Genomic DNA, 19,308 nt, shown 5'->3' with positions numbered 1-19,308 from the left:
GAAAGTACAAACATGCCAACCCTTTATCATTCCCCCAACAGCCGTTCGTCGCGTGTGATTGCCCAGCTGATGCTGATGGGCAAACTGGACGCGGTAGAGGTGGTGATCGTCGATGTGCCCCGCCATGATGGTGCTGGGCGTCGCGATCCGCGCAACCCCCATCCTGAGGGTAAGGTTCCCTATCTGGTCACCGATGAGGGCGTCGGTATCCGCGAAAGTGCGGCGATCATGATCTATCTGGATGAGCTGTTCGGCCAGCCCTTCAGCCCCAAAATGGGCGAGGCGACCCGTGGCGCCTACCTTAGCTGGATGGCCTATTCCGGTGGCGTTCTGGAACCAGTGCTGGTTGCGGCCTTTTCCGGTCTTGACCACCCCGCGCTGGCAGAAACGTTCCGTGGCATGGCAGAGGTGGCGGCGGAATTGGAACGCGCGCTCCATACGGCACCGTATCTTTTGGGGCAGGGGTTGAGCGTGGCGGATATTCTGCTGGCGTCGCCCTTCCAATGGGCGCCGCATTTGATGCCCGATAGCGCTGTGATCAAAGACTGGGTTGCCCGTGTGGGCGCAGAACTGGACGGTGACGCATTGGCCGCGTTTGAGACAGAGGCGATGCTGCACATCGCGGCGGAGGAAGTTGCGTAAGGCGTTGATCTAGATGCGTGGCCCGTAACGGGCCGCGCTTACGCCTTCAACGCGGCGAGTGCGGTGGCCAGATCGCCGTAACCGGTCATCCGGCGTTCAAACGCCAGCCCTAGGGTTTCCGCCGCCTCTTCGGCCTTGGCGGTCAGGGCAGGATCGTCGGTCTGGGCCAGATAGATCAGCTTTTCATAATTGCCGAAATACATCGACGCCAGATCAGGGTGGCGGTCCAGCCCCAGCGGTTTCACCACAAAGGTTTCGAACTGCCGCGCCAGAAAATCGGTGAGGAAGAAACTGGTCACCTCGCCCGCAGCCTCAAACGCCTCGTTCCCGGCAAAGAAGCTGTAGCAATGTGGGCCTGCAATCATCTCTACGCCTTCAGCGCGGCACACAGCCTCCAACGCGCCACCAGTGCCGCAGTCGGCATAGGCCATGAAGATCTGGCCATAGGCGTCGCGATGCTTGGCAATCGCATCCCGTGCAGCGTCGGCAATTTTTTCTGGGTGATTGTGTAGAATGGCGGGCAGACAGGTCAGATCCAGATGATCCCAGCCGTTCATTTCCTTCAGCGCGAGGATTTCCCGCGCCAAAGCGCCACATGCGATGATCAGCACCCGTCCCTCGCCCTGAAGGGGTGGAAGGGTTTGAGAGGTCAGGGTGCTGTCATCAAACTGCGTCATAGGTTAGACGCAGTTCTTAGGCGTTTGCTTGGTTGTGCTTGCGCGCAACGAATTCCTTGGCCATTTCCACGGCAACAGCCGCGTCACGGCAGTAACCGTCTGCGCCGATCGCTTTGCCGAACTCTTCGTTCAGCGGTGCGCCACCAACCAGTACGGTGTAGTCGTCACGGATGCCGTTCTCGACCATGGTGTCGATCACAACCTTCATGTACGGCATGGTGGTGGTCAGCAGAGCGGACATGCCCAGGATGTCGGGCTTGTGCTCTTCCAGAGCTTCCAGGTAGTTTTCGACAGGGTTGTTGATGCCGATGTCGACCACTTCGAAACCTGCGCCTTCCATCATCATGGAAACCAGGTTTTTGCCGATGTCGTGGATGTCACCTTTCACGGTGCCGATGACCATCGAACCCATGCGCGGTGCACCGGTTTCAGCCAGCAGCGGCTTCAGGATGGCCATGCCGCCCTTCATCGCGTTTGCCGCCAGCAGTACCTCAGGCACGAACAGGATGCCGTCACGGAAGTCGGCGCCAACAATGGTCATGCCGCCAACCAGTGCTTTGGTCAGGATGTCGTAGGGCTGCCAGCCGCGTTCCAGCAGGATGTTTACCCCTTCTTCGATCTCTTCTTTGAGGCCGTCGTAGAGGTCGTCGAACATCTGTTGAACAAGTTCCTCATCATCGAGTTCCGACAGGATGATATCGTCTTCGTCCGACATGGTGTGCTTCCTTGACTTGGTCTGGCCACGCATTTGCAAAAGCAAGCTGGCTGGAAATGAGTGGGAGCCCGAATAAACTGCGGGCGGTGTTGCTGTATCTACTTCGCTTTTTTGTCGCAGTTTGGTCTGGGCAATTTGCGACTTGGCGATGTGCAGTTGCGACGTAAGGTTAAAAATATCGACTGTAAAGCGAAGGTCAGCTGATTTTCTGGCGGCGTGGATGGGATTTAGTTGGGCTACGGGATTGTGCCGCTGTCTGGCGTATATCCTACATTTCCCTGCGTAACCCTTATGAAACAAACACTGTTTGACCTGCCTCATGTTTTGGCGGTGTCTGGATGTGCTAGTCCAATCCATCTGTGAGGGAAATAATTGCACACGCGCAACCAAACGCAGTATGGTCGATCGCAGCGTTGACAACCGGGGGCAAGTCAAATGCAGTTCATCACGTCGATAACAAAGATGCCTGAACAGTGGCGCGATTTTTGGCTGATGCTGATATTCCTGCTTGCGATCTGGTTGCTAACGTCGGAACTGGATCTGTTCGAATGGTTTTATGACTACTCTCGTGCCCACGAAGATTGGGACATGGACGAATTGATACTGATCGTCCTCTTTCTGCCTATCCCACTTACATGGTTTACGCTGCGCCGCATGCGCGAGGCGCAGCTGCAGACCAAGCGCCTGCTAGAGGTCGAGCGTCAGCTGTCCCATGCGCGCAAAATGGACGGCCTTGGCACATTGGCGGCGGGAATGGCGCATCAGGTGAACAACCAATTGCAGCCGGTGATCGGTCTGTCTGAATTGGTTGTAATGCAATCCGGTTCGGACGATCCGCACCTGCGACAGTTGGAAATGATCCGCGATGCGGCGCTGCGTGCGCGTGGTTCATTGGATACAGTATTACGCATTTCGCGCCGTGACAGTGCGCAGGGCGGCACCACTGACATCGCGCAAAACATGGTGGATCTGGTCGATATGCTGCAGCTTGGCTGTCCAAGTGATGTGAGTTTTCGGGCCAATGTAGCGGATAACTTGCCAACACCTTTGTTGCCCTGGGACGACTTGGAAGGCGTGATGATGAACCTGTTTTCCAACGCCTTGGCGTCTCTGGATGGTGGGCAGGGGGTTATCGGGATGGATGTGATGCCCGGCCAGGCAGCGGGATTGTCAGGATTGACGATACGGCTGTCTGACACTGGCGCAGGCATCCCAGCCGATGCACTGGAACGGATTTTCGAACCTTACTACACCTCCAAACCTGTGGGCGAAGGCACCGGCCTTGGCCTATGGCAGGTGCAAGAATTGCTGCGCAACGCTGGCGGACGTATCGGTGTCACCTCAAAACTGGGGCAGGGGTCTCAGTTCGAGGTCTGGGTGCCCGCATCCTATTTGGTCGCGCGGCGTTATCAGCAGGACAAGGCAGTCAATGCCGTTAATGAATAAAGCTTTTCTCGCTGCGTCGCCAGCAAACTACATTTAACCGTGAGCAGACCCCAAATGGCACACATTCTATTGATCGAAGACGACCCCGCTGTCCGCGATACCTTTGAAATTATTCTCAACGCGGATGGGCATAACGTGACAACTGCTGTTGACGGGCGACAGGGGTTGGCCCTGTTGCGCAGCACCGATGTCGATCTGGTGCTGACTGACATCATTATGCCCAACTGCGATGGGGTCGAGGTGATCCGTGAGTTGCGCAAACATGCGGATGCGCCGCCCGTTATTGCTATTTCTGGCGGGGCACGTACCTCGGCGGCGAATTATCTGGAGGTGGCGAAATTGCTGGGGGCGCAACAGATTTTGTCAAAACCGATCGGCGCGATGGAACTGTTGCGCAGCGTCGCGGATGTGTTGGCCGCCCAGCCAGTGAAATAGGCTGGACGGCGCGTTTCTTTGCAGCGGTGATTAGCTGCGGCGACGGCCGCGGCGTTCACGCTTGGGCGCATCTGCGTCTTCGCCGGTGCCGTCCGACGCGGAGGAGAAACCACCAAGCGCCTCTGCCACTTGATCCAGTGTCGGGCGCGGGCCGCGCTCACGGGTTTCCAGCGCCTTGCGCATGGCTGCCAGATGTTCTGGCATGGTGCCACAGCAACCACCGATGATGGTGGCACCAGCGTCACGGGCCAGAACGGCGTATTCCGCCATCAGTTCCGGCGTGCCGTCATAGTGGATGTGACCATCAACGTATTTCGGGATGCCAGCGTTGCCTTTGGCAATCAGCGGACGTTCGGAGCCTTGGGCGGCAAAGCCCAGCACGGTGCGCATCAGATCAGCGGCCCCCACACCACAGTTGGCGCCAAAGGCCAGCGGCGGGTTCGGCAGCTTTTCGACCATTTCGGTCATCTGGGCCGAGGTCACGCCCATCATGGTACGCCCTGCAGTGTCAAAGCTCATGGTGCCGCACCAGGGCATATCGGCCAGCGCAAAGGCTTCGGCGGCGGCGATGTATTCTTCGGGGGCCGAAATGGTTTCCAGCCACAGCACGTCCGCGCCGCCTTCTTTCAGACCTTCGGCCTGTTCATGGAACATCTCGACCGCGGCTGCATGGGTCAGCGGGCCCATGGGTTCAAAAATCTCACCCGTCGGACCAACGGAGCCCGCGACAATGACATCGCGATCACAGGCATCTGCCACCTCGCGGCCAATTTCGGCCGCCATACGGGACAGTTCGCGGGCGCGGTCGCCAGCGTCATGCAGTTTCAAACGGGATGCGTTGCCGCCAAAGCTGTTGGTCAGGAACAGATCACTGCCCGCATCCACCGCCATCTGATACAGTTTCTTGATCCGGTCGGGATGCTGTTCGTTCCACAGTTCAGGCGCGTCGCCGGACTGAAGCCCCATGTTGAACAGGTTGGTGCCTGTGGCGCCATCGGCCAAGAGCCAGTCGCGGGTTTCGAGAATGCGGGAGAGGGCGTTGGTCATGAGATCAGTCCAATGCTGTGATCAGGATCATAAGGGAACCTGTCCGACGCAGTGCAGGGCAGGATTCGCCGAACGCTATAGGGCAAAGACGCAAAGGCCAAGGGGGCAGGTACCTGCAAAAACGCAAAAACGCGGCGAGGACCGCCGCGTTTGTCTATTTCTGGCGGTTATGCCGCTGGCGTGTGGCGCCGGCGCGGCATAGACCCGTTTGGCCGCTGTCTTAGTCGGCAGCTTTGGTCATGTCAGCCTTGACCGCGCTCAGCAGTTCGGCGCGTTTCGCACGGATTGCGTCGGCGTCTGCCTTACCGTCCAGATCTGCGGCCACTTTGCGTACCACGTCTTCGTGGCCTGCTTCTTCGAAGTCAGCTTTGATCACGGTCAGCGCATATTCTTCGGCTGCATCGCCCGACAGGCCCTGCAGCTCAGCGGCCCACAGACCCAGTGCTTTGTTGGCGCGGGCTTCTGCCTTAAACTTGGTTTCTTCGTCATGGGCGAATTTTGCTTCAAATGCTGCTTCGCGTTCGTCAAAGGTGCTCATTGCCTTGTCCCTTTTTTAGTCCTGTTAGAATAACGGCGCATTTGCTTTGTGCCATTAGGGGCATTGCTGCGACATGACACAGATCAAACCACATCCGCAGATCAAAGCAAGTCTAAACCCATCCCTGCCTGTGGCTAAAACAACATGTGTTTCGTGCGTTTACTGTGAAACGGACACTGCGCAGCAAACAGGACAAGCTATGACATTCTTTACCCGCCTTCTGGGCCAGAACGATACCGCACAGGCGGTAAATGCCAGCACTGCGGTTGCTTCGCTGGATCTGGCGGATTTGCCTGCTCATGCGCGGGCGACGCTGGCGCCTGCGGTGCTGACGATGGCGGCCGATGGTCGTATTGCCGAGGCGGAACAGGCGATGCTGCAAAATCTGTGTGCCTTCAGTCCAATTTACGCCCGCCTTCCCGAAGGCAGTGTCGAGGCGCTGATCGACAGCCTGTTGGAGGAATTGAAAACCAAAGGCGCCGAGGCCGTGATTGATCATGCCGCCGCAGAACTGGAAATGCCGTTGCGCGAAACCGCTGTCTGTTTTGCCATGCGGGTCGCGATGGTTGATGGTCATTTGGCGCACCGCGAAAAACAGGCATTGGCTGAAATCGCGGAACGTTTCGTTCTGCCCGATGACACCTTTGCGCAGATTGTCGACGTTGTGGGCATGCTGCAACGGGCACAGGATGCGTCCTGACGCCATCTAAGGCGGCAAATTTGCTGCACAGCAGCGTGGCGGGGCTGCCGGTACGTTACATTCCTGTGACAACATGTGCTCACCACGCTTGCGACAAAGGCGTTCTTGCCCTAAGAGGGCGCCAACCCCGGGGACTCGGCCCCGGATCACTGACGGAGTGGTCATGGCACGGCGCAAGAAAATCTACGAAGGCAAAGCGAAAACCCTGTATGAAGGTCCCGAACCGGGCACCATCGTGCAATACTTCAAGGATGACGCCACCGCGTTCAACGCCGAAAAGAAGGACGTGATCGAAGGCAAAGGTGTTCTGAACAACATGCTTTCGGAATACTTCATGCTGGGTCTGGCTAATGTTGGCGTTCCCACCCACTTCCTCAAGCGTTTGAACATGCGTGAACAGCTGGTGCGCTCGTGCGAGATCATCCCGCTGGAAGTGATCGTGCGCAACTACGCTGCCGGGTCGATGGCCAAACGCATGGGTATCGAAGAGGGCACGCAACTGCCGCGTCCGATTGTCGAATACAGCTACAAAGACGACGCGCTGGGCGACCCGCTGGTGCCCGAAGAATATATCGCCGCCTTTGGCTGGGCCAGCCAGCAGGACATGGACGATATCCTGAGCATTGCGCTGCGCGTGAACGACTTCCTGTCGGGCGTCATGTATGGCGTCGGCATCAAGCTGATCGACTTCAAGATTGAGATTGGCCGCGTGTTCGAAGGGGATTTCCAGCGTCTGGTTGTGGCGGATGAAATCAGCCCCGACAGCTGCCGTCTGTGGGACATTGAAACCGGCGAAAAGCTGGACAAAGACGTGTTCCGCCGCGACCTCGGCAGTCTGACCGACGCGTACACAGAGGTTGCGACCCGGCTGGGCGTCATGCCCAAGGGCCAGCCGCCTGTGTCCAAGCCGACCCTGATCAACTAATTCCTGCGCCCGGTGTCATGCCGGGCGTTTTGCATATCAAGATAACGACTGAGACCGGAGAGACGCACATGAAAGCTCGCGTACACGTCATGCTGAAAAACGGTGTTCTGGACCCCCAGGGTGAGGCCGTGCGCCACGCGCTGGGCGCGCTGGGCTTTGAGGGCGTCGAAGGCGTCCGTCAGGGCAAAGTGATCGAACTGGATCTGGCCGATGGCACCTCGGAAGAGACCGTCAAAGAGATGTGCGAGAAGTTGCTCGCCAACACCGTGATTGAAAGCTACACGATCGAGCTGGCCTAAGCCGCGACCACCCACTCAAGAGGAGAGAGCACATGAAAGCTGCTGTCATCGTCTTCCCCGGTTCCAACTGTGACCGCGATCTGGCCGTGGCATTTGAGCGCGCAGGCGCCGATGTCACCATGGTCTGGCACAAGGACACCGACCTGCCCGAAGGGATCGACATTGTCGGCATCCCCGGCGGGTTTTCCTTTGGCGACTACCTGCGCTGCGGCGCAATCGCTGCCAACTCGCCCATCTGCCGGTCTGTGGTGAAACACGCCGAACGTGGTGGGTATGCACTGGGCATCTGTAACGGGTTCCAGATCCTGACCGAAACCGGCCTGCTGCCGGGTGCGCTGATGCGCAACGCAGGGCTGAAATTCATCTGTAAACAGGTGGGCCTGAACGTCGCGACTGCTGACAGCGCCTTCACCGCTGGCTACAGCGCGGGCCAAGAGGTGACCATTCCCGTGGCGCACCATGATGGCAACTACAACGCTGACGCCGATCTGCTGGCCCGTCTGCAGGGTGAGGATCGTGTGGCCTTTACCTACACCGACAACCCCAACGGGTCGGATGGTGATATCGCGGGCATCCTGTCGGACAACCGCCGCGTTCTTGGCATGATGCCGCACCCTGAACGTGCGGTAGATCCCCGCCATGGTGGCGCTGACGGATCGGCAATGTTCCGCAGCCTGATGGACCAACTGGTCAGCGCGTAACGATGCGCTCTTGCAGCCCCTACGGGGGCTGCTTTACCTTGGGCATATGTCTGAGCTGCCCAATTCTCCCTCCGACTCAAATACCAGTTCCCTGCAACGCGCGCCGCTGACCTCTTGGCGTGTGCGGATTGCGCTGGCGCTGCTGTTTGTGCTGGCGGTGATCACGGTTGTTGTCACCAATGTTTTGCTGACCGACCGCTTTACCGAAAACACCCGCAACCGCGCGGAGCTGCGTCTTGCGCTTTATTCTGGCAACCTATTGTCAGAGTTGCGGCGTAACGCGATCGTGCCGCAGCTGTTGTCGCGCGATCCGGCCCTGATCGGGGCGCTGAATTCGTCAGACTATTCAACATCGTCACAACGATTGATTTCCTTCGTTGAGGAGATTGGCGCCGCCTCGCTGATGCTGCTGGATTCCGATGGCCGTGCCGTTGCTGCAACGGATCGCAGCCGTCTGGGCAGCCAGCACCGCTCTGACCCCTATTTTGTCAACGCCGCAAGGGCGAGTGAGACGCTGTTTACCGTTCTGGAAAATGAAACTGGTGGATACAGCTTCGTCTATTCGCGCCGGATTGAGGATCTGGGGCAGCTCCTTGGGGTGATCATGGTTGAGGTGGACCTGCACAAGTTTGAACGCGCTTGGGCGGGTATTTCTGACGCAGTTTTGGTCACCGACAGCACTGGTGCGATCATTCTGGCGACCGAACCCCGCTGGCGCGGCAAGACAGAGGCAGAGGCATTGACCAAGGCGCCGGCACAGTCTGCCATCCAGCGCGCCATTCAGGCCACCGCCGATTGGACCGCACTGCCGGCTGATGCTTATGTGCAGGGGCAGGCAGTGATGCGCATGGAAAGTCGCATTCCCTTCCGTGGTTGGCACATCGCCAGCTTCACCACATACGAAAGCGTACGTGACAAGGTAAACGGTGTTCTGGCGCTGGAAATTATGGGATTCGCCATGCTGTTGGCGTTAGCGTTCTACGCCCTCAGCCGCAAAACCGCGGGACGTATGATGCTGTTCCAGCGGGAATCGGCAGAGCTTCGCGCATTGAATACACGTCTGCAGCGGGAAATCGCCGAGCGTGAACGGGTGCAACAGACCCTCGCCGTGGCCGAACAAACGCTGGCGCAATCGTCGAAACTGGCGGCATTGGGTGAGATGTCTGCAGCCGTCAGTCACGAGTTGAACCAGCCACTGGCCGCGATGCGGACCTATCTGGCGGGCGCGCGGTTGCTGCTGAACCGAAACCGCCCCGAAGAGGCGCTATCGTCGTTTCAGCGGATCGACGATCTGATTGATCGCATGGGGCAAATTACCCGCCAGCTGAAATCCTACGCGCGCAAAGGTGGCGACCACTTTACCCCTGTGAATATGGGCGATGCGCTGGCCTCGGCCCTGTCGATGATGGAGCCACAACTGAAAAACCGCAAGGTACAGATCAGCCGCGTGACACCGGATGAGCCTGTGCATGTGATGGGCGATCGCGTGCGCGTAGAACAGGTGATGATCAACCTGTTGCGCAACGCATTGGACGCGACGCAGTCGGTAGATGAACCGCAGGTGGACCTGATCCTTGCTGCCGGTGAAACCGTCACCCTCACCGTGCGCGACAACGGGCAAGGGATCGAGGATCTGGATGCACTGTTCGAACCTTTCTACACCACCAAGCGTCCTGGTGATGGCGTTGGTCTGGGGCTTGCCATTTCCTCGGGGATCGTGAACGACCTAGGGGGACGCCTCTTAGCACGCAATGCTGAGGGTGGGGGGGCTGTATTTGAGATGCAGCTGCCTATCTTAACAGGTGAAAGTGATATTGAGGCGGCTGAATAAGGGCCGGGATCATCATGGCAAAAGCAATGAAAATCGCCATCGTAGACGATGAACAGGATATGCGTCAGTCGATCAGCCAATGGCTGGCGCTGTCGGGCTACGACACGGAAACCTTCGCCAGTGCCGAAGACGCGCTGAAGGCGCTGGGGCCCGATTACCCCGGTATCGTGATTTCCGACATCAAGATGCCCGGCATGGACGGCATGCAGTTCCTGAAAAAACTGATGGGATCTGACAGCGCGTTGCCGGTGATCATGATCACCGGTCACGGTGACGTGCCGATGGCAGTTGAAGCGATGCGCGTTGGCGCGTTTGATTTCCTTGAAAAACCGTTCAACCCCGACCGGATGACCGAACTGGCGAAAAAGGCGACCAATGCCCGCCGTCTGACGCTGGACAACCGTGCGCTGCGCCGTGAACTGTCCGACGGTGGCCAGTTGATGAAGAAACTCATCGGCTCCGCCCCCGCGATGGAACGTCTGAAAGAGGATATTCTGGATCTGGGACAGGCCGACGGTCATGTGCTGATCGACGGCGAAACTGGCACCGGCAAAACGCTGGTGGCGCATGCGCTGCACGCGGTTGGATCGCGCGCCGGTAAGAAGTTTGTGCTCTTGTCCTGCGCCGCATGGGATGAAGATGCGCTGGCCAAGCGTCTGTTTGGTCCGATGCTGCCCGAAGACAGCCAATTGCCCGCCGTCGAAGAGGCCCGTGGTGGTACGCTGGTTCTGGAAGATGTCGAAGCGCTGAGCGATAGCCTGCAGGCGCGTCTCCTCTCGTTCATCAACGATCAAGGCAGCCCTGCGGAAACCCGTGTTGTGGCGATCTGCAACATGCAGGAACAGGACCGCACCTGCGAAGATGCGCTGCGCTCTGACCTGTTCTACCGCCTTGCGGCCCTGCGGATCACCCTGCCGCCACTGCGCCAGCGGGGCGAGGATATCCTGACGCTCTTCACCCGTCTGAGCGAACAGTTTGCCGAGGAATACGGCTGCGAAACCCCGCAGGTGTCAGCACAAGAGGCCGCGCAGCTGCTGCAGGCGCCGTGGCCCGGTAACGTACGCCAGTTGATCAATCTGGCCGAACGCGCGGTACTGCAATCGCGCCGTGGCTCCGGCACCATTGCTTCGCTCTTGATGTCGGATCATGAGGAAATGCAGCCGGTGATGACCACCGAAGGCAAGCCGCTGAAAGAGTACGTTGAGGCGTTTGAGCGCATGTTGATCGACAACACCATGCGCCGGCACAAAGGCTCTATCGCGTCGGTCATGGAAGAGCTGTGCCTGCCACGCCGGACCCTGAACGAGAAGATGGCGAAATACGGATTGGCCCGCGCTGATTACCTGTGATGCCTGCTGCCTACCTTTTTGACATGGACGGGTTGCTGCTGGACACAGAACGTCTGGCGATCGCCTGTTTCGTTGATGTGCTGTCCGACATGGGACTGCCGCCTGCGGAAACAGAACCCTTTGGCTTGACCCTGATCGGCACCGCCGCGCCGGATGCGCGGGCGCTGCTGACGGGGTTTCTGCCAGCCCATATCAGTGTTGACGCGCTGGAGGCCGCTTGGACCGACGCCTTCGATCACGCCCTAGCTGATGGCGTGCCGGTGAAGCCGGGGGTGGCCGATCTTTTGTCAGATCTGTCGGGGCAGGGCGCGCAGATGGCGGTTGTCACCTCTACCGCAGGGGATCGCGCGCGGCACCATCTTGAACGCGCGGATTTGTTGCGGCATGTGGCGTTTGTCATCGGCGGGGATGAGGTCGCGACGCCGAAACCAGACCCCACCCCGTATTTGAGTGCCGCCTCGCGCCTAGGCGTTGATCCAACCCGCGCCGCGGCATTTGAAGATAGCGATCGCGGCGTTGCCGCCGCTGTTGCTGCCGGGTGTCACGCGGTACAGGTCCCCGATCTGCGCCCTGCGGGCAAACCGCTGCCTGACCTTGGACAAATGGTTGCCGCAACGCTGCCAGAGGCGGTGGGCTTGGCACAGCTCAGTGCGCAACGCGGGCGATCGTCTTAGGTAGTACCCCTTATAGGTGTATTTACTTTAGGGAAACTGTTGCCACCTGTCGCGGCCTGTTTTGTAAGCAGCCCAGCCTCTTCAATAGGATGTAAATCCTTCCCGAAAAGGCGGGATGCGCATTTTCCCCATTGTATTTTATCCCCAGCACGCACTATGGTCGAACCACGGGTGCTGTGGATAAATCCGCCCCCTGCATGAGTTTCGCTGATCGACAGATTGGCCGACGGCCCACAAATGACTGGCCTCGACCCTCCGATCAGACCGATTGAGCCCGCGCCGCGATATGCGTGAACGGGCTGTTTAGACCGCCTGAGGTCGGCTTGAACCGACCAAGGCCTTAGTAATGGGCGCACTGTGCGAGGGGCTAAAACCCGCCAGCAGCGTCCGGAGAGAAACGCGATGAGGCGCGCGAAACCTACGAGTTTGACTGAGACGGCTGCCCGCAGCCTGTCCCGTCGCGCGTCCGCACTCGCCCCTGACAGACATCCGCCACAACAGGTCGGGCCCCCGGGTCGGGCCGTTTTTGCGCGATGCAAACGGACAACATGGCAAAGAAAATGCTTATCGATGCCACCCACGCGGAAGAAACCCGCGTTGTGGTGGTCGACGGAAACAAGGTTGAGGAATTTGACTTTGAATCCGAAAACAAACGTCAGCTTGCTGGCAACATCTATCTGGCAAAAGTTACCCGCGTAGAGCCTTCGCTTCAGGCGGCCTTCGTGGACTATGGCGGAAACCGTCATGGCTTCCTCGCCTTTTCTGAAATCCACCCTGACTACTATCAGATCCCGGTCGCCGACCGCGAAGCGCTGATAGAAGAAGAGCGCGCCTACGCTGAACAGCAAAAGGCCGAGGAAGAAGAAGAAGAGAAGAAACCGCGCCGCCGCCGTTCGCGGTCGCGCGCTGCATCGGCCAAATCCAAGGACGCGAAAGCGACCAAAGAGGTCGAAGCATCGTCTGAAGAGGCTGCGCCGGTTGTTGATCAGGCAGCCCCTGAAGGTGACACCGCGATTGCGGGCATGGAAACCATCGACCTGACAGAAGGTGACTCGGACGCTGTAGATACGGGCGCTGTGGATGCAACCGAAGTTGGCGCCGCTGATGTGGCTGAGGCAGGCGAAGGCCTGTCGCCGATGGAAACTGTTGCCGAAACCCCGGTTGAAGAGCCGGCGGAAGAGGCTGCAGAGGACGCGCCTGCTGAGGTAGCTGAAGAGGCCGTTGCCGAAGAGGCGCCGGCTGTTGAAGCTGCGACTGAAGAGGTCGCTGCAGAAGAAACTGTAGCGGAAGAAGCCCCGACTGAAGATGCGCCGGCAGAAGACGCAGCTTCTGAGGAGGCCGCGACTGAAGAAGCACCTGCTGAAGAGGTAAAAGCCGAAGAGGCGAAGGCCGACGATGCCGCTGTGGAAGCAGACGCATCCGAGGAAACCTCCGAAGACACTTCGGAAGAGGCCAGCGAAGACAACGGCGACGAATCCTCGGACGACTCCGATGATGAGGACGAAGACGGCGACGATAAACTCGACGCGACCGACAAAGACGACAGCATCGAATCCGTTGCTGACGAAGACGATAGCGCAGACATTCGCCCGCGTCGCAAACCGCGCCCGCGTCGCTACAAGATCCAAGAAGTCATCAAAGTTCGCCAGATCCTGCTGGTTCAGGTGGTGAAAGAAGAGCGCGGCAACAAAGGCGCGGCGCTGACAACCTACCTGTCGCTGGCTGGCCGCTATTGCGTCCTGATGCCCAACACCGCCCGTGGCGGCGGCATCAGCCGTAAAATCACCAACGCCGCCGACCGCAAGAAACTGAAAGAGATCGCCAATGAAATGGACGTGCCTAAGGGCGCGGGCCTCATTGTGCGCACCGCCGGTGCCAAACGCACCAAAGCAGAGATCAAGCGCGACTACGAATACCTGCAGCGCATGTGGGAACAGATCCGCGAACTGACCCTGCAATCCATTGCCCCGGCCAAAATCTACGAAGAAGGCGATCTGATCAAACGCTCGATCCGCGACCTCTATAACCGCGAGATTGATGAGGTTCTGGTCGAAGGCGAACGCGGTTACCGCATCGCCAAGGACTTCATGAAAATGATCATGCCGTCCCACGCCAAGAACGTGAAAAACTACCAGGATCAGCTGCCGCTCTTCGCGCGCTATCAGGTGGAAAGCTATCTGGGCGGGATGTTCAACCCGACCGTTCAGCTGAAATCCGGCGGCTACATCGTGATCGGCGTGACCGAAGCGCTGGTGGCGGTTGACGTGAACTCGGGCCGCGCCACCAAAGAGGGCTCGATCGAGGAAACCGCGCTGAAAACCAACCTGGAGGCCGCCGAAGAGGTGGCGCGCCAGTTGCGTCTGCGTGACCTTGCCGGTCTGATCGTCATCGACTTCATCGACATGGACGAACGCCGCAACAACAACGCGGTCGAGAAACGTCTGAAAGATAAGCTGAAGTCCGACCGCGCCCGCATCCAGATCGGCCGTATCTCGGGCTTTGGTCTGTTGGAAATGTCACGCCAGCGTCTGCGCCCCGGCATGATCGAAGCGACGACACAGCCTTGCCCTGCGTGCCACGGCACCGGCCTGATCCGTTCGGACGACAACCTTGCGCTGTCGATCCTGCGCCAGATCGAAGAAGAGGGCACCCGTGGCCGATCGCGTGAAGTGCTGGTGAAATGCCCTGTCGGCATCGCCAACTTCATCATGAACCAGAAACGTGAACACGTCGCCCAGATCGAAGCGCGCTACGGCCTGTCCGTGCGTGTCGAAGGCGACCCGATGCTGGTCAGCCCCGACTTCACCATCGAGAAGTTCAAAACCGCAACGCGCGTTGTGGCGGAACCCGCCGCGCCTGTGGTGTCGGTCGATGCCTCGCTGATGGAGCAGATCGACGAAGAGGCTGAGGCCGAAGAGGCACAGGAAGCTGCCGAGGTCGCCGCGGTCGAGGCCGAGGGGGATGAAGAGCAGAAGCCGAAGAAGCGCCGTCGTCGTCGCCGTCGCCGCAAGGGTGGTGCAGATCGTCCTGAGGGTGAGACCGTCGAAGGTGACGCCCAAGAGGTGGCTGGAGCAGAGGCAGGTGCCGATGCTGAGGCGTCTGAGGCCGCTGAAGGCGACGCGCCCGCCGCCGAAGGGGATGACGACAAGCCGGTGGAGAAGAAACGCCGCCGTCGTCGGTCCCGCCGCAAGAAGTCTGATCAGCCTACTGATGCAGAAACGGCTGATGCGGAAGCCGCCGAAGCAGGTGCAGAAGGCGAGGCTGTGGAAGCCGAAGCAGAAGCCCCCGCAGAGGCCCCTGTTGAAGCCGTAGCTGAAGAAACTGCAGCAGCGGAAGTCCCTGAGGCAGAAGCCACCGCGCCTGTTGCCGAAGCGCCCGCTGAGGAAGCGACTGCGGAAGACGTAAAAGTCGAAGACGCGCCCGCAGCCGAAGAGGCCCCTGCAGAATCTGTCGCGGTCGAATCTGTCGCTGCCGAAGCACCTGCTGAAGCAGAGCCCGAGGTCGCCGCCGAGCCTGAGCCCGTAGCAGAGACCGCTGTTGCGGAACCTGTCGCAGAGGTCGCAGTGGCCCCCGCGGTTGAGGAACCCGCCGCACCGCCCAAGCCCAAGCGCCGCGGTTGGTGGTCGATCTAAGGCCTTCTGATATAATTAAAAAACGCCGTCCTCTGAGAAGAGGGCGGCGTTTTTCTTTGGTTGCTCCGCCGGATCGCGGCGCTGTAACCATTTGGCACGGGCTTGTGACATTGCGTCAGGTGACAGGCGCGCGTGGATTCGCTACGCAGGCGTTATGTTTGGACTCGAAAATATCAGCATCATTGATGCCGCCTTGTTGCCCGCCATGGCGATTGCCCTGTTCGCTGGCTTGATCTCATTCCTTAGCCCCTGCGTGCTGCCAATTGTGCCGCCGTATCTGGCGTATATGTCGGGCGTGTCGATCACTGACCTAAGCGAGGGACGCGCCAAAACCGGCGCCGCAGTTATGCCTGCGCTGTTCTTTGTGCTGGGGCTGTCGACGATTTTCCTGTTCCTTGGCTTCACCGCCTCCGCCGTTGGCACGCTGTTTTTGCAGTATCAAGGCTGGTTCAACTCTATCGCCGGTGTTCTGGTGATGATTTTTGGCGCGCACTTTGTTGGCGTCTACCGCATCGGTTTTCTGGACCGCGAGGCGCGTCTGGACGCGGGCGATCGCGGTGGCTCGGCCTTTGGTGCCTATGTGCTAGGTCTTGCCTTTGCCTTTGGCTGGACGCCTTGCATTGGTCCGCAGCTGGGCGCGATCCTGTCGCTGGCCGCGTCCGAAGCATCGCTGGCACGCGGCACCATGCTGCTGGCGCTTTATGCGCTGGGTTTGGGTGTGCCGTTCCTGCTGGTCGCCGCCTTCCTGCCGCGCCTCACAGGCTTCATGGGCTGGATGAAGCGCCACATGGAACAGATCGAAAAGGTAATGGGCCTTTTGCTGTGGACCATTGGCCTGCTGATGCTGACCGGCGGCTTCTCGGCCTTCTCTTACTGGCTCTTGGAAACCTTCCCTGCGCTGGCACTGATGGGGTGATCCTGCGATCTGGCTACCTAGCTAAGTAATTGCAAAAGAACACTGATCGGTTGTGGTAACGTGCCAAATCTGCGCTAAGATACGCGCAAAGAGGCAGCGCATGACCGATCAGACACATCAACAGGTGCGGACCCGTCGGGTTTTCTACATTCCGGGCTATGACCCGATCCATCCGCGCCGTTACCGCGAGCTGTATCGTAAAGAGGGCGCGGCGCAGGCGGCCATTTCCGGTTATGATCTGACGCTCAGCCCCAAACGTCTGGATGGCCCCTATGGCTGGCATGTCGACAGCACGCAGGATGGGCACCATACGGAAACGGATGTCCAGGTCCTGTATTGGGCGGATCTGGTGCGCGGCAGCATGGATCAGGGCATCGTTCAGACCTACCTACAACTGATCCGCACCGCATGGACCTATATCAGCACGGGTGCCCTGTGGCGACTGATGCGCCTGCGCAAGGGGCCGGTGATTGCTGCGCTATATCCAGTGGTGTTTCTGATCGTGCAGCTGGCGCTGGCGCTGGCACTGGCCTGGGGGGCGGGCGCGGTTCTGGCGCTGCTACACCCTCTGGCGGCATGGGGCGGATTGGCGGTGGTGCCCTTTGTCCTGCGCTGGTTCAAGGCGCAGGATGGCAAGTTTTTCGCCTACTACCTGATGCACGATTACGCTTATTCAGCTCATTATCGCGGCGCGAACCCCGCACCTTTGGAGGCGCGGATAGGCGAATTCCGAGGTCTGATTGCAGAGGCTTTGGCTCAGGATGTAGATGAGGTGCTGGTGGTTGGCCACAGCTCCGGTGCCCATCTGGCGGTGTCGATCCTCGCAGATCTGATCCGCGCTGGCGAGGTGCCAGAGGCTGGCGCGCGGCTGAACTTTCTGTCTTTGGGCCAAGTGGTGCCCATGGTGGCGTTCCTGCCCGATGCTGACCGGTTGCGCCGCGACCTGCATTTCCTGTCCACACGCGATGAACTTTCGTGGCTCGACGTGACCGCACCGGGCGATGGCTGCGCCTTTGCGCTGTGCGATCCGGTGGCGGTGACTGGCGTTGCGCCCGAAGGCAAACGCTGGCCGATTGTGATTTCGGCTGCCTTCACTCAAACCCTCAGCCCTGCGCGCTGGAAAGAGTTGCGCTGGCGGTTTTTCCGCCTGCATTTCCAATACCTCTGCGCCTTTGACCGTCCGGGGGACTACGACTATTTCCGCATCACTGCGGGGCCAGAGCGGTTAGATCAGCGCTTTGCCGGTCGTGTGGCGTCGAAATCGCGGCTGGAGACGCCGGTGAACAAATTCACCTCGATGGCGGCGGAGGCTGGGGTATGACCCAATGCCCGATGTCACCGCCACCGCCGAAGCCCGCGCCGCGCCCTGACAAAGTGTCGCTGCTGCGTTACCTGCGCCTATTTCGCCGCGATATCCTGTCGGCCCAGCCCCAGCGCCTTTACCGCGCATGGATGGCCGAATTTCGCACGCCGTTTTTCCGCAGCTATATGTGCAACCAGCCCGAACTGGTTGACCTGGTGCTGAAACAGCGCCCTGATGACTTCCCCAAATCCGAACGCATCAGCGAAGGGTTGCGGCCCTTGCTGGGCAATTCGGTGTTCCTGACCAACGGCGAGGTGTGGAAGCGCCAGCGCCGCATCATTGATCCCGCATTTGAAGGCGGCCGCCTGCGCGATACCTTTCCGGCCATGTGGCAGGCCGGGCAGGCGGCGGTTGCGCGGATGCAGGGGCTGGCAACAGGCGAGGCGGTGGAGGTGGAGGCACACACCAGCCACGCCGCCGCTGACGTGATTTTCCGCACCCTGTTTTCGATCCCAATCGAACATCAGGTCGCGACAGAGGTGTTCGATCAGTTTCGCGAACACCAGCGCACCCAACCGGTGCTGAACCTCGGCGCCTTTGTGCCGCTGCCGCGTTGGTTCCCGCGCTTTCACCGCCGCCGCACCAAACAAACGGCGCAGGTTATCCGTCAGTTGATCACCCAACTGACGACCGAGCGGATGCTGGCGATCCGCGCAGGCGATGCGCCCGATGATCTAGCGACCAAGATCATGACCACCGCCGATCCTGAAACCGGTGTCCGCTTCGATACCGAAGAGATGGTCGATCAGGTCGCCATCTTCTTCCTTGCTGGGCATGAAACCAGCGCGTCCGCATTGGCCTGGGCGTTGTACTTGCTAGCACTTTATCCCGACTGGCAGGATCGTGTGGCAGAAGAAGCCGCAGTGCTGGCCAGCCCTGTGCAGCCAGAGTTTTCGGTGGTGAAAAAGTTGCAGGTTAGCCGCGATGTGTTCCGCGAAACCCTGCGCCTGTATCCGCCCGTGCCCATGATGGTGCGCGAAAACACCTGCCCAGAACAGCTGCGCGACCGCACCGCGCCCGCTGGCAGCCAGATCGTTTTGTCGCCGTGGCACCTGCACCGTCATGAACGCCTGTGGGAGCGACCCGATGAGTTTGATCCCACGCGGTTTGAGACGGAAAATGGCAAGTCCTGCCTGCGGGACGCTTATATGCCGTTTTCCGCCGGACAGCGTGTGTGTACCGGCGCCGGTTTTGCGATGGTCGAGGGGCCGTTGATCCTATCCCAGCTGGTGCGCGCCTATCGGTTTGAGGTGGTGACCGAAAAGCCGCCAGTGCCCGTGGCGCATCTGACCGTGCGCGGCGGCGACGGGATCTGGTTACGGTTCACACCGCGTTAACTTTGCTGGGCGGACCTGTCGATTGTCGCATTGAACTCTCCTCGTTATGCGATCGAGGATAGGCCAAAGAGATTAACGCAA

At 59.6% G+C, this 19,308-nt stretch carries 18 protein-coding genes; 14 read left to right on the top strand and 4 right to left on the bottom strand.

Translation table 11 applies throughout. From position 1 onward, the window contains the following. Positions 1-12 precede the first annotated feature (12 nt). Positions 13-642 (top strand): glutathione S-transferase family protein, encoded by a 630-nt coding sequence (locus TM5383_RS02725; RefSeq protein WP_058317522.1) that lies wholly within the window; start codon positions 13-15, stop codon positions 640-642. A 38-nt stretch (positions 643-680) separates the two neighbouring features. Here the strand turns inward: TM5383_RS02725 and TM5383_RS02720 are convergent, their stop codons facing one another. Next, positions 681-1,319 carry a DUF1638 domain-containing protein gene (locus tag TM5383_RS02720; protein ID WP_058317521.1) on the bottom strand — a complete coding sequence of 213 codons (639 nt, stop codon included), beginning with the start codon at positions 1,317-1,319 and terminating at the stop codon, positions 681-683. A 16-nt stretch (positions 1,320-1,335) separates the two neighbouring features. Beyond that, positions 1,336-2,034, bottom strand: a complete 699-nt coding sequence (locus TM5383_RS02715; protein WP_058317520.1) for a cobalamin B12-binding domain-containing protein — start codon at positions 2,032-2,034, stop codon at positions 1,336-1,338. Between the two features lie 492 nt (positions 2,035-2,526). On the opposite strand from TM5383_RS02715, the gene TM5383_RS02710 reads away from it, so the two are divergent. Continuing rightward, positions 2,527-3,480, top strand: a complete 954-nt coding sequence (locus TM5383_RS02710; protein WP_159438578.1) for a sensor histidine kinase — start codon at positions 2,527-2,529, stop codon at positions 3,478-3,480. A 54-nt stretch (positions 3,481-3,534) separates the two neighbouring features. Further along, entirely contained in the window at positions 3,535-3,915 is a 381-nt protein-coding gene (locus TM5383_RS02705; RefSeq protein WP_058317518.1) for a response regulator, read from the top strand. Between the two features lie 30 nt (positions 3,916-3,945). Here TM5383_RS02705 and bmt read toward each other — a convergent pair whose 3' ends face one another. Together bmt and TM5383_RS02695 are read right to left on the bottom strand one after the other, a co-directional pair. Beyond that, positions 3,946-4,962: a betaine--homocysteine S-methyltransferase gene (gene bmt / locus TM5383_RS02700; protein WP_058317517.1), complete on the bottom strand. Its 1,017-nt coding sequence runs from the start codon at positions 4,960-4,962 to the stop codon at positions 3,946-3,948. Positions 4,963-5,182: 220 nt separating this feature from the next. Further along, positions 5,183-5,500, bottom strand: a complete 318-nt coding sequence (locus TM5383_RS02695) for a DUF1476 domain-containing protein (RefSeq protein ID WP_058317516.1) — start codon at positions 5,498-5,500, stop codon at positions 5,183-5,185. A 199-nt stretch (positions 5,501-5,699) separates the two neighbouring features. Here TM5383_RS02695 and TM5383_RS02690 point away from each other — a divergent pair, with 199 nt between their 5' ends. The 11 genes from TM5383_RS02690 to TM5383_RS02640 all read left to right on the top strand — a co-directional run bounded on the left by TM5383_RS02690 (position 5,700) and on the right by TM5383_RS02640 (position 19,227). Beyond that, a complete protein-coding gene (locus tag TM5383_RS02690; protein ID WP_058317515.1) occupies positions 5,700-6,200 on the top strand; it encodes a tellurite resistance TerB family protein in 501 nt (166 codons plus the stop codon). A 163-nt stretch (positions 6,201-6,363) separates the two neighbouring features. Next, positions 6,364-7,125, top strand: coding sequence for a phosphoribosylaminoimidazolesuccinocarboxamide synthase (gene purC / locus TM5383_RS02685; RefSeq protein WP_058317514.1), 762 nt, complete (start codon positions 6,364-6,366; stop codon positions 7,123-7,125). 68 nt (positions 7,126-7,193) lie between these two features. Then, a complete protein-coding gene (gene purS / locus TM5383_RS02680) occupies positions 7,194-7,424 on the top strand; it encodes a phosphoribosylformylglycinamidine synthase subunit PurS (RefSeq protein WP_058317513.1) in 231 nt (76 codons plus the stop codon). 32 nt (positions 7,425-7,456) lie between these two features. Next, positions 7,457-8,125: a phosphoribosylformylglycinamidine synthase subunit PurQ gene (purQ, locus tag TM5383_RS02675; RefSeq protein ID WP_058317512.1), complete on the top strand. Its 669-nt coding sequence runs from the start codon at positions 7,457-7,459 to the stop codon at positions 8,123-8,125. A gap of 46 nt (positions 8,126-8,171) precedes the next feature. Next, positions 8,172-9,956 carry a sensor histidine kinase gene (locus TM5383_RS02670; RefSeq protein WP_058317511.1) on the top strand — a complete coding sequence of 595 codons (1,785 nt, stop codon included), beginning with the start codon at positions 8,172-8,174 and terminating at the stop codon, positions 9,954-9,956. A gap of 14 nt (positions 9,957-9,970) precedes the next feature. Beyond that, positions 9,971-11,305: a sigma-54-dependent transcriptional regulator gene (locus TM5383_RS02665; protein ID WP_058317510.1), complete on the top strand. Its 1,335-nt coding sequence runs from the start codon at positions 9,971-9,973 to the stop codon at positions 11,303-11,305. Beyond that, a complete protein-coding gene (locus TM5383_RS02660) occupies positions 11,305-11,979 on the top strand; it encodes an HAD family hydrolase (RefSeq protein WP_058317509.1) in 675 nt (224 codons plus the stop codon). The genes TM5383_RS02665 and TM5383_RS02660 overlap by 1 nt, the downstream gene beginning before the upstream one ends. A 548-nt stretch (positions 11,980-12,527) precedes the next feature. Continuing rightward, positions 12,528-15,611 (top strand): Rne/Rng family ribonuclease, encoded by a 3,084-nt coding sequence (locus TM5383_RS02655; RefSeq protein WP_058317561.1) that lies wholly within the window; start codon positions 12,528-12,530, stop codon positions 15,609-15,611. Positions 15,612-15,765: 154 nt separating this feature from the next. Next, positions 15,766-16,527, top strand: a complete 762-nt coding sequence (locus TM5383_RS02650; protein WP_058317508.1) for a cytochrome c biogenesis CcdA family protein — start codon at positions 15,766-15,768, stop codon at positions 16,525-16,527. Positions 16,528-16,627: 100 nt separating this feature from the next. Next, positions 16,628-17,848, top strand: coding sequence for a hypothetical protein (locus TM5383_RS02645; RefSeq protein ID WP_058317507.1), 1,221 nt, complete (start codon positions 16,628-16,630; stop codon positions 17,846-17,848). Further along, positions 17,845-19,227 carry a cytochrome P450 gene (locus TM5383_RS02640; RefSeq protein WP_231725002.1) on the top strand — a complete coding sequence of 461 codons (1,383 nt, stop codon included), beginning with the start codon at positions 17,845-17,847 and terminating at the stop codon, positions 19,225-19,227. The genes TM5383_RS02645 and TM5383_RS02640 overlap by 4 nt, the downstream gene beginning before the upstream one ends. The last annotated feature ends 81 nt before the right edge of the window (positions 19,228-19,308 follow it).

The organism is Thalassovita mediterranea, from assembly GCF_001458435.1.
In the GTDB taxonomy this organism is placed as follows: domain Bacteria; phylum Pseudomonadota; class Alphaproteobacteria; order Rhodobacterales; family Rhodobacteraceae; genus Thalassobius; species Thalassobius mediterraneus.
The sequence above is the reverse complement of the archived record's forward strand: the minus strand, read 5'-3'. Positions and strand labels throughout refer to the sequence as shown.

What these genes read in the sequence shown, in the direction of transcription:
- TM5383_RS02725 (WP_058317522.1), top strand. Translation starts at nt 13, where the DNA reads ATGCCAACCCTTTATCATTCCCCCAACAGCCGTTCGTCGCGTGTGATT.
- TM5383_RS02720 (WP_058317521.1), bottom strand. Translation starts at nt 1,319, where the DNA reads ATGACGCAGTTTGATGACAGCACCCTGACCTCTCAAACCCTTCCACCC.
- TM5383_RS02715 (WP_058317520.1), bottom strand. Translation starts at nt 2,034, where the DNA reads ATGTCGGACGAAGACGATATCATCCTGTCGGAACTCGATGATGAGGAA.
- TM5383_RS02710 (WP_159438578.1), top strand. Translation starts at nt 2,527, where the DNA reads ATGCTGATATTCCTGCTTGCGATCTGGTTGCTAACGTCGGAACTGGAT.
- TM5383_RS02705 (WP_058317518.1), top strand. Translation starts at nt 3,535, where the DNA reads ATGGCACACATTCTATTGATCGAAGACGACCCCGCTGTCCGCGATACC.
- bmt (WP_058317517.1), bottom strand. Translation starts at nt 4,962, where the DNA reads ATGACCAACGCCCTCTCCCGCATTCTCGAAACCCGCGACTGGCTCTTG.
- TM5383_RS02695 (WP_058317516.1), bottom strand. Translation starts at nt 5,500, where the DNA reads ATGAGCACCTTTGACGAACGCGAAGCAGCATTTGAAGCAAAATTCGCC.
- TM5383_RS02690 (WP_058317515.1), top strand. Translation starts at nt 5,700, where the DNA reads ATGACATTCTTTACCCGCCTTCTGGGCCAGAACGATACCGCACAGGCG.
- purC (WP_058317514.1), top strand. Translation starts at nt 6,364, where the DNA reads ATGGCACGGCGCAAGAAAATCTACGAAGGCAAAGCGAAAACCCTGTAT.
- purS (WP_058317513.1), top strand. Translation starts at nt 7,194, where the DNA reads ATGAAAGCTCGCGTACACGTCATGCTGAAAAACGGTGTTCTGGACCCC.
- purQ (WP_058317512.1), top strand. Translation starts at nt 7,457, where the DNA reads ATGAAAGCTGCTGTCATCGTCTTCCCCGGTTCCAACTGTGACCGCGAT.
- TM5383_RS02670 (WP_058317511.1), top strand. Translation starts at nt 8,172, where the DNA reads ATGTCTGAGCTGCCCAATTCTCCCTCCGACTCAAATACCAGTTCCCTG.
- TM5383_RS02665 (WP_058317510.1), top strand. Translation starts at nt 9,971, where the DNA reads ATGGCAAAAGCAATGAAAATCGCCATCGTAGACGATGAACAGGATATG.
- TM5383_RS02660 (WP_058317509.1), top strand. Translation starts at nt 11,305, where the DNA reads ATGCCTGCTGCCTACCTTTTTGACATGGACGGGTTGCTGCTGGACACA.
- TM5383_RS02655 (WP_058317561.1), top strand. Translation starts at nt 12,528, where the DNA reads ATGGCAAAGAAAATGCTTATCGATGCCACCCACGCGGAAGAAACCCGC.
- TM5383_RS02650 (WP_058317508.1), top strand. Translation starts at nt 15,766, where the DNA reads ATGTTTGGACTCGAAAATATCAGCATCATTGATGCCGCCTTGTTGCCC.
- TM5383_RS02645 (WP_058317507.1), top strand. Translation starts at nt 16,628, where the DNA reads ATGACCGATCAGACACATCAACAGGTGCGGACCCGTCGGGTTTTCTAC.
- TM5383_RS02640 (WP_231725002.1), top strand. Translation starts at nt 17,845, where the DNA reads ATGACCCAATGCCCGATGTCACCGCCACCGCCGAAGCCCGCGCCGCGC.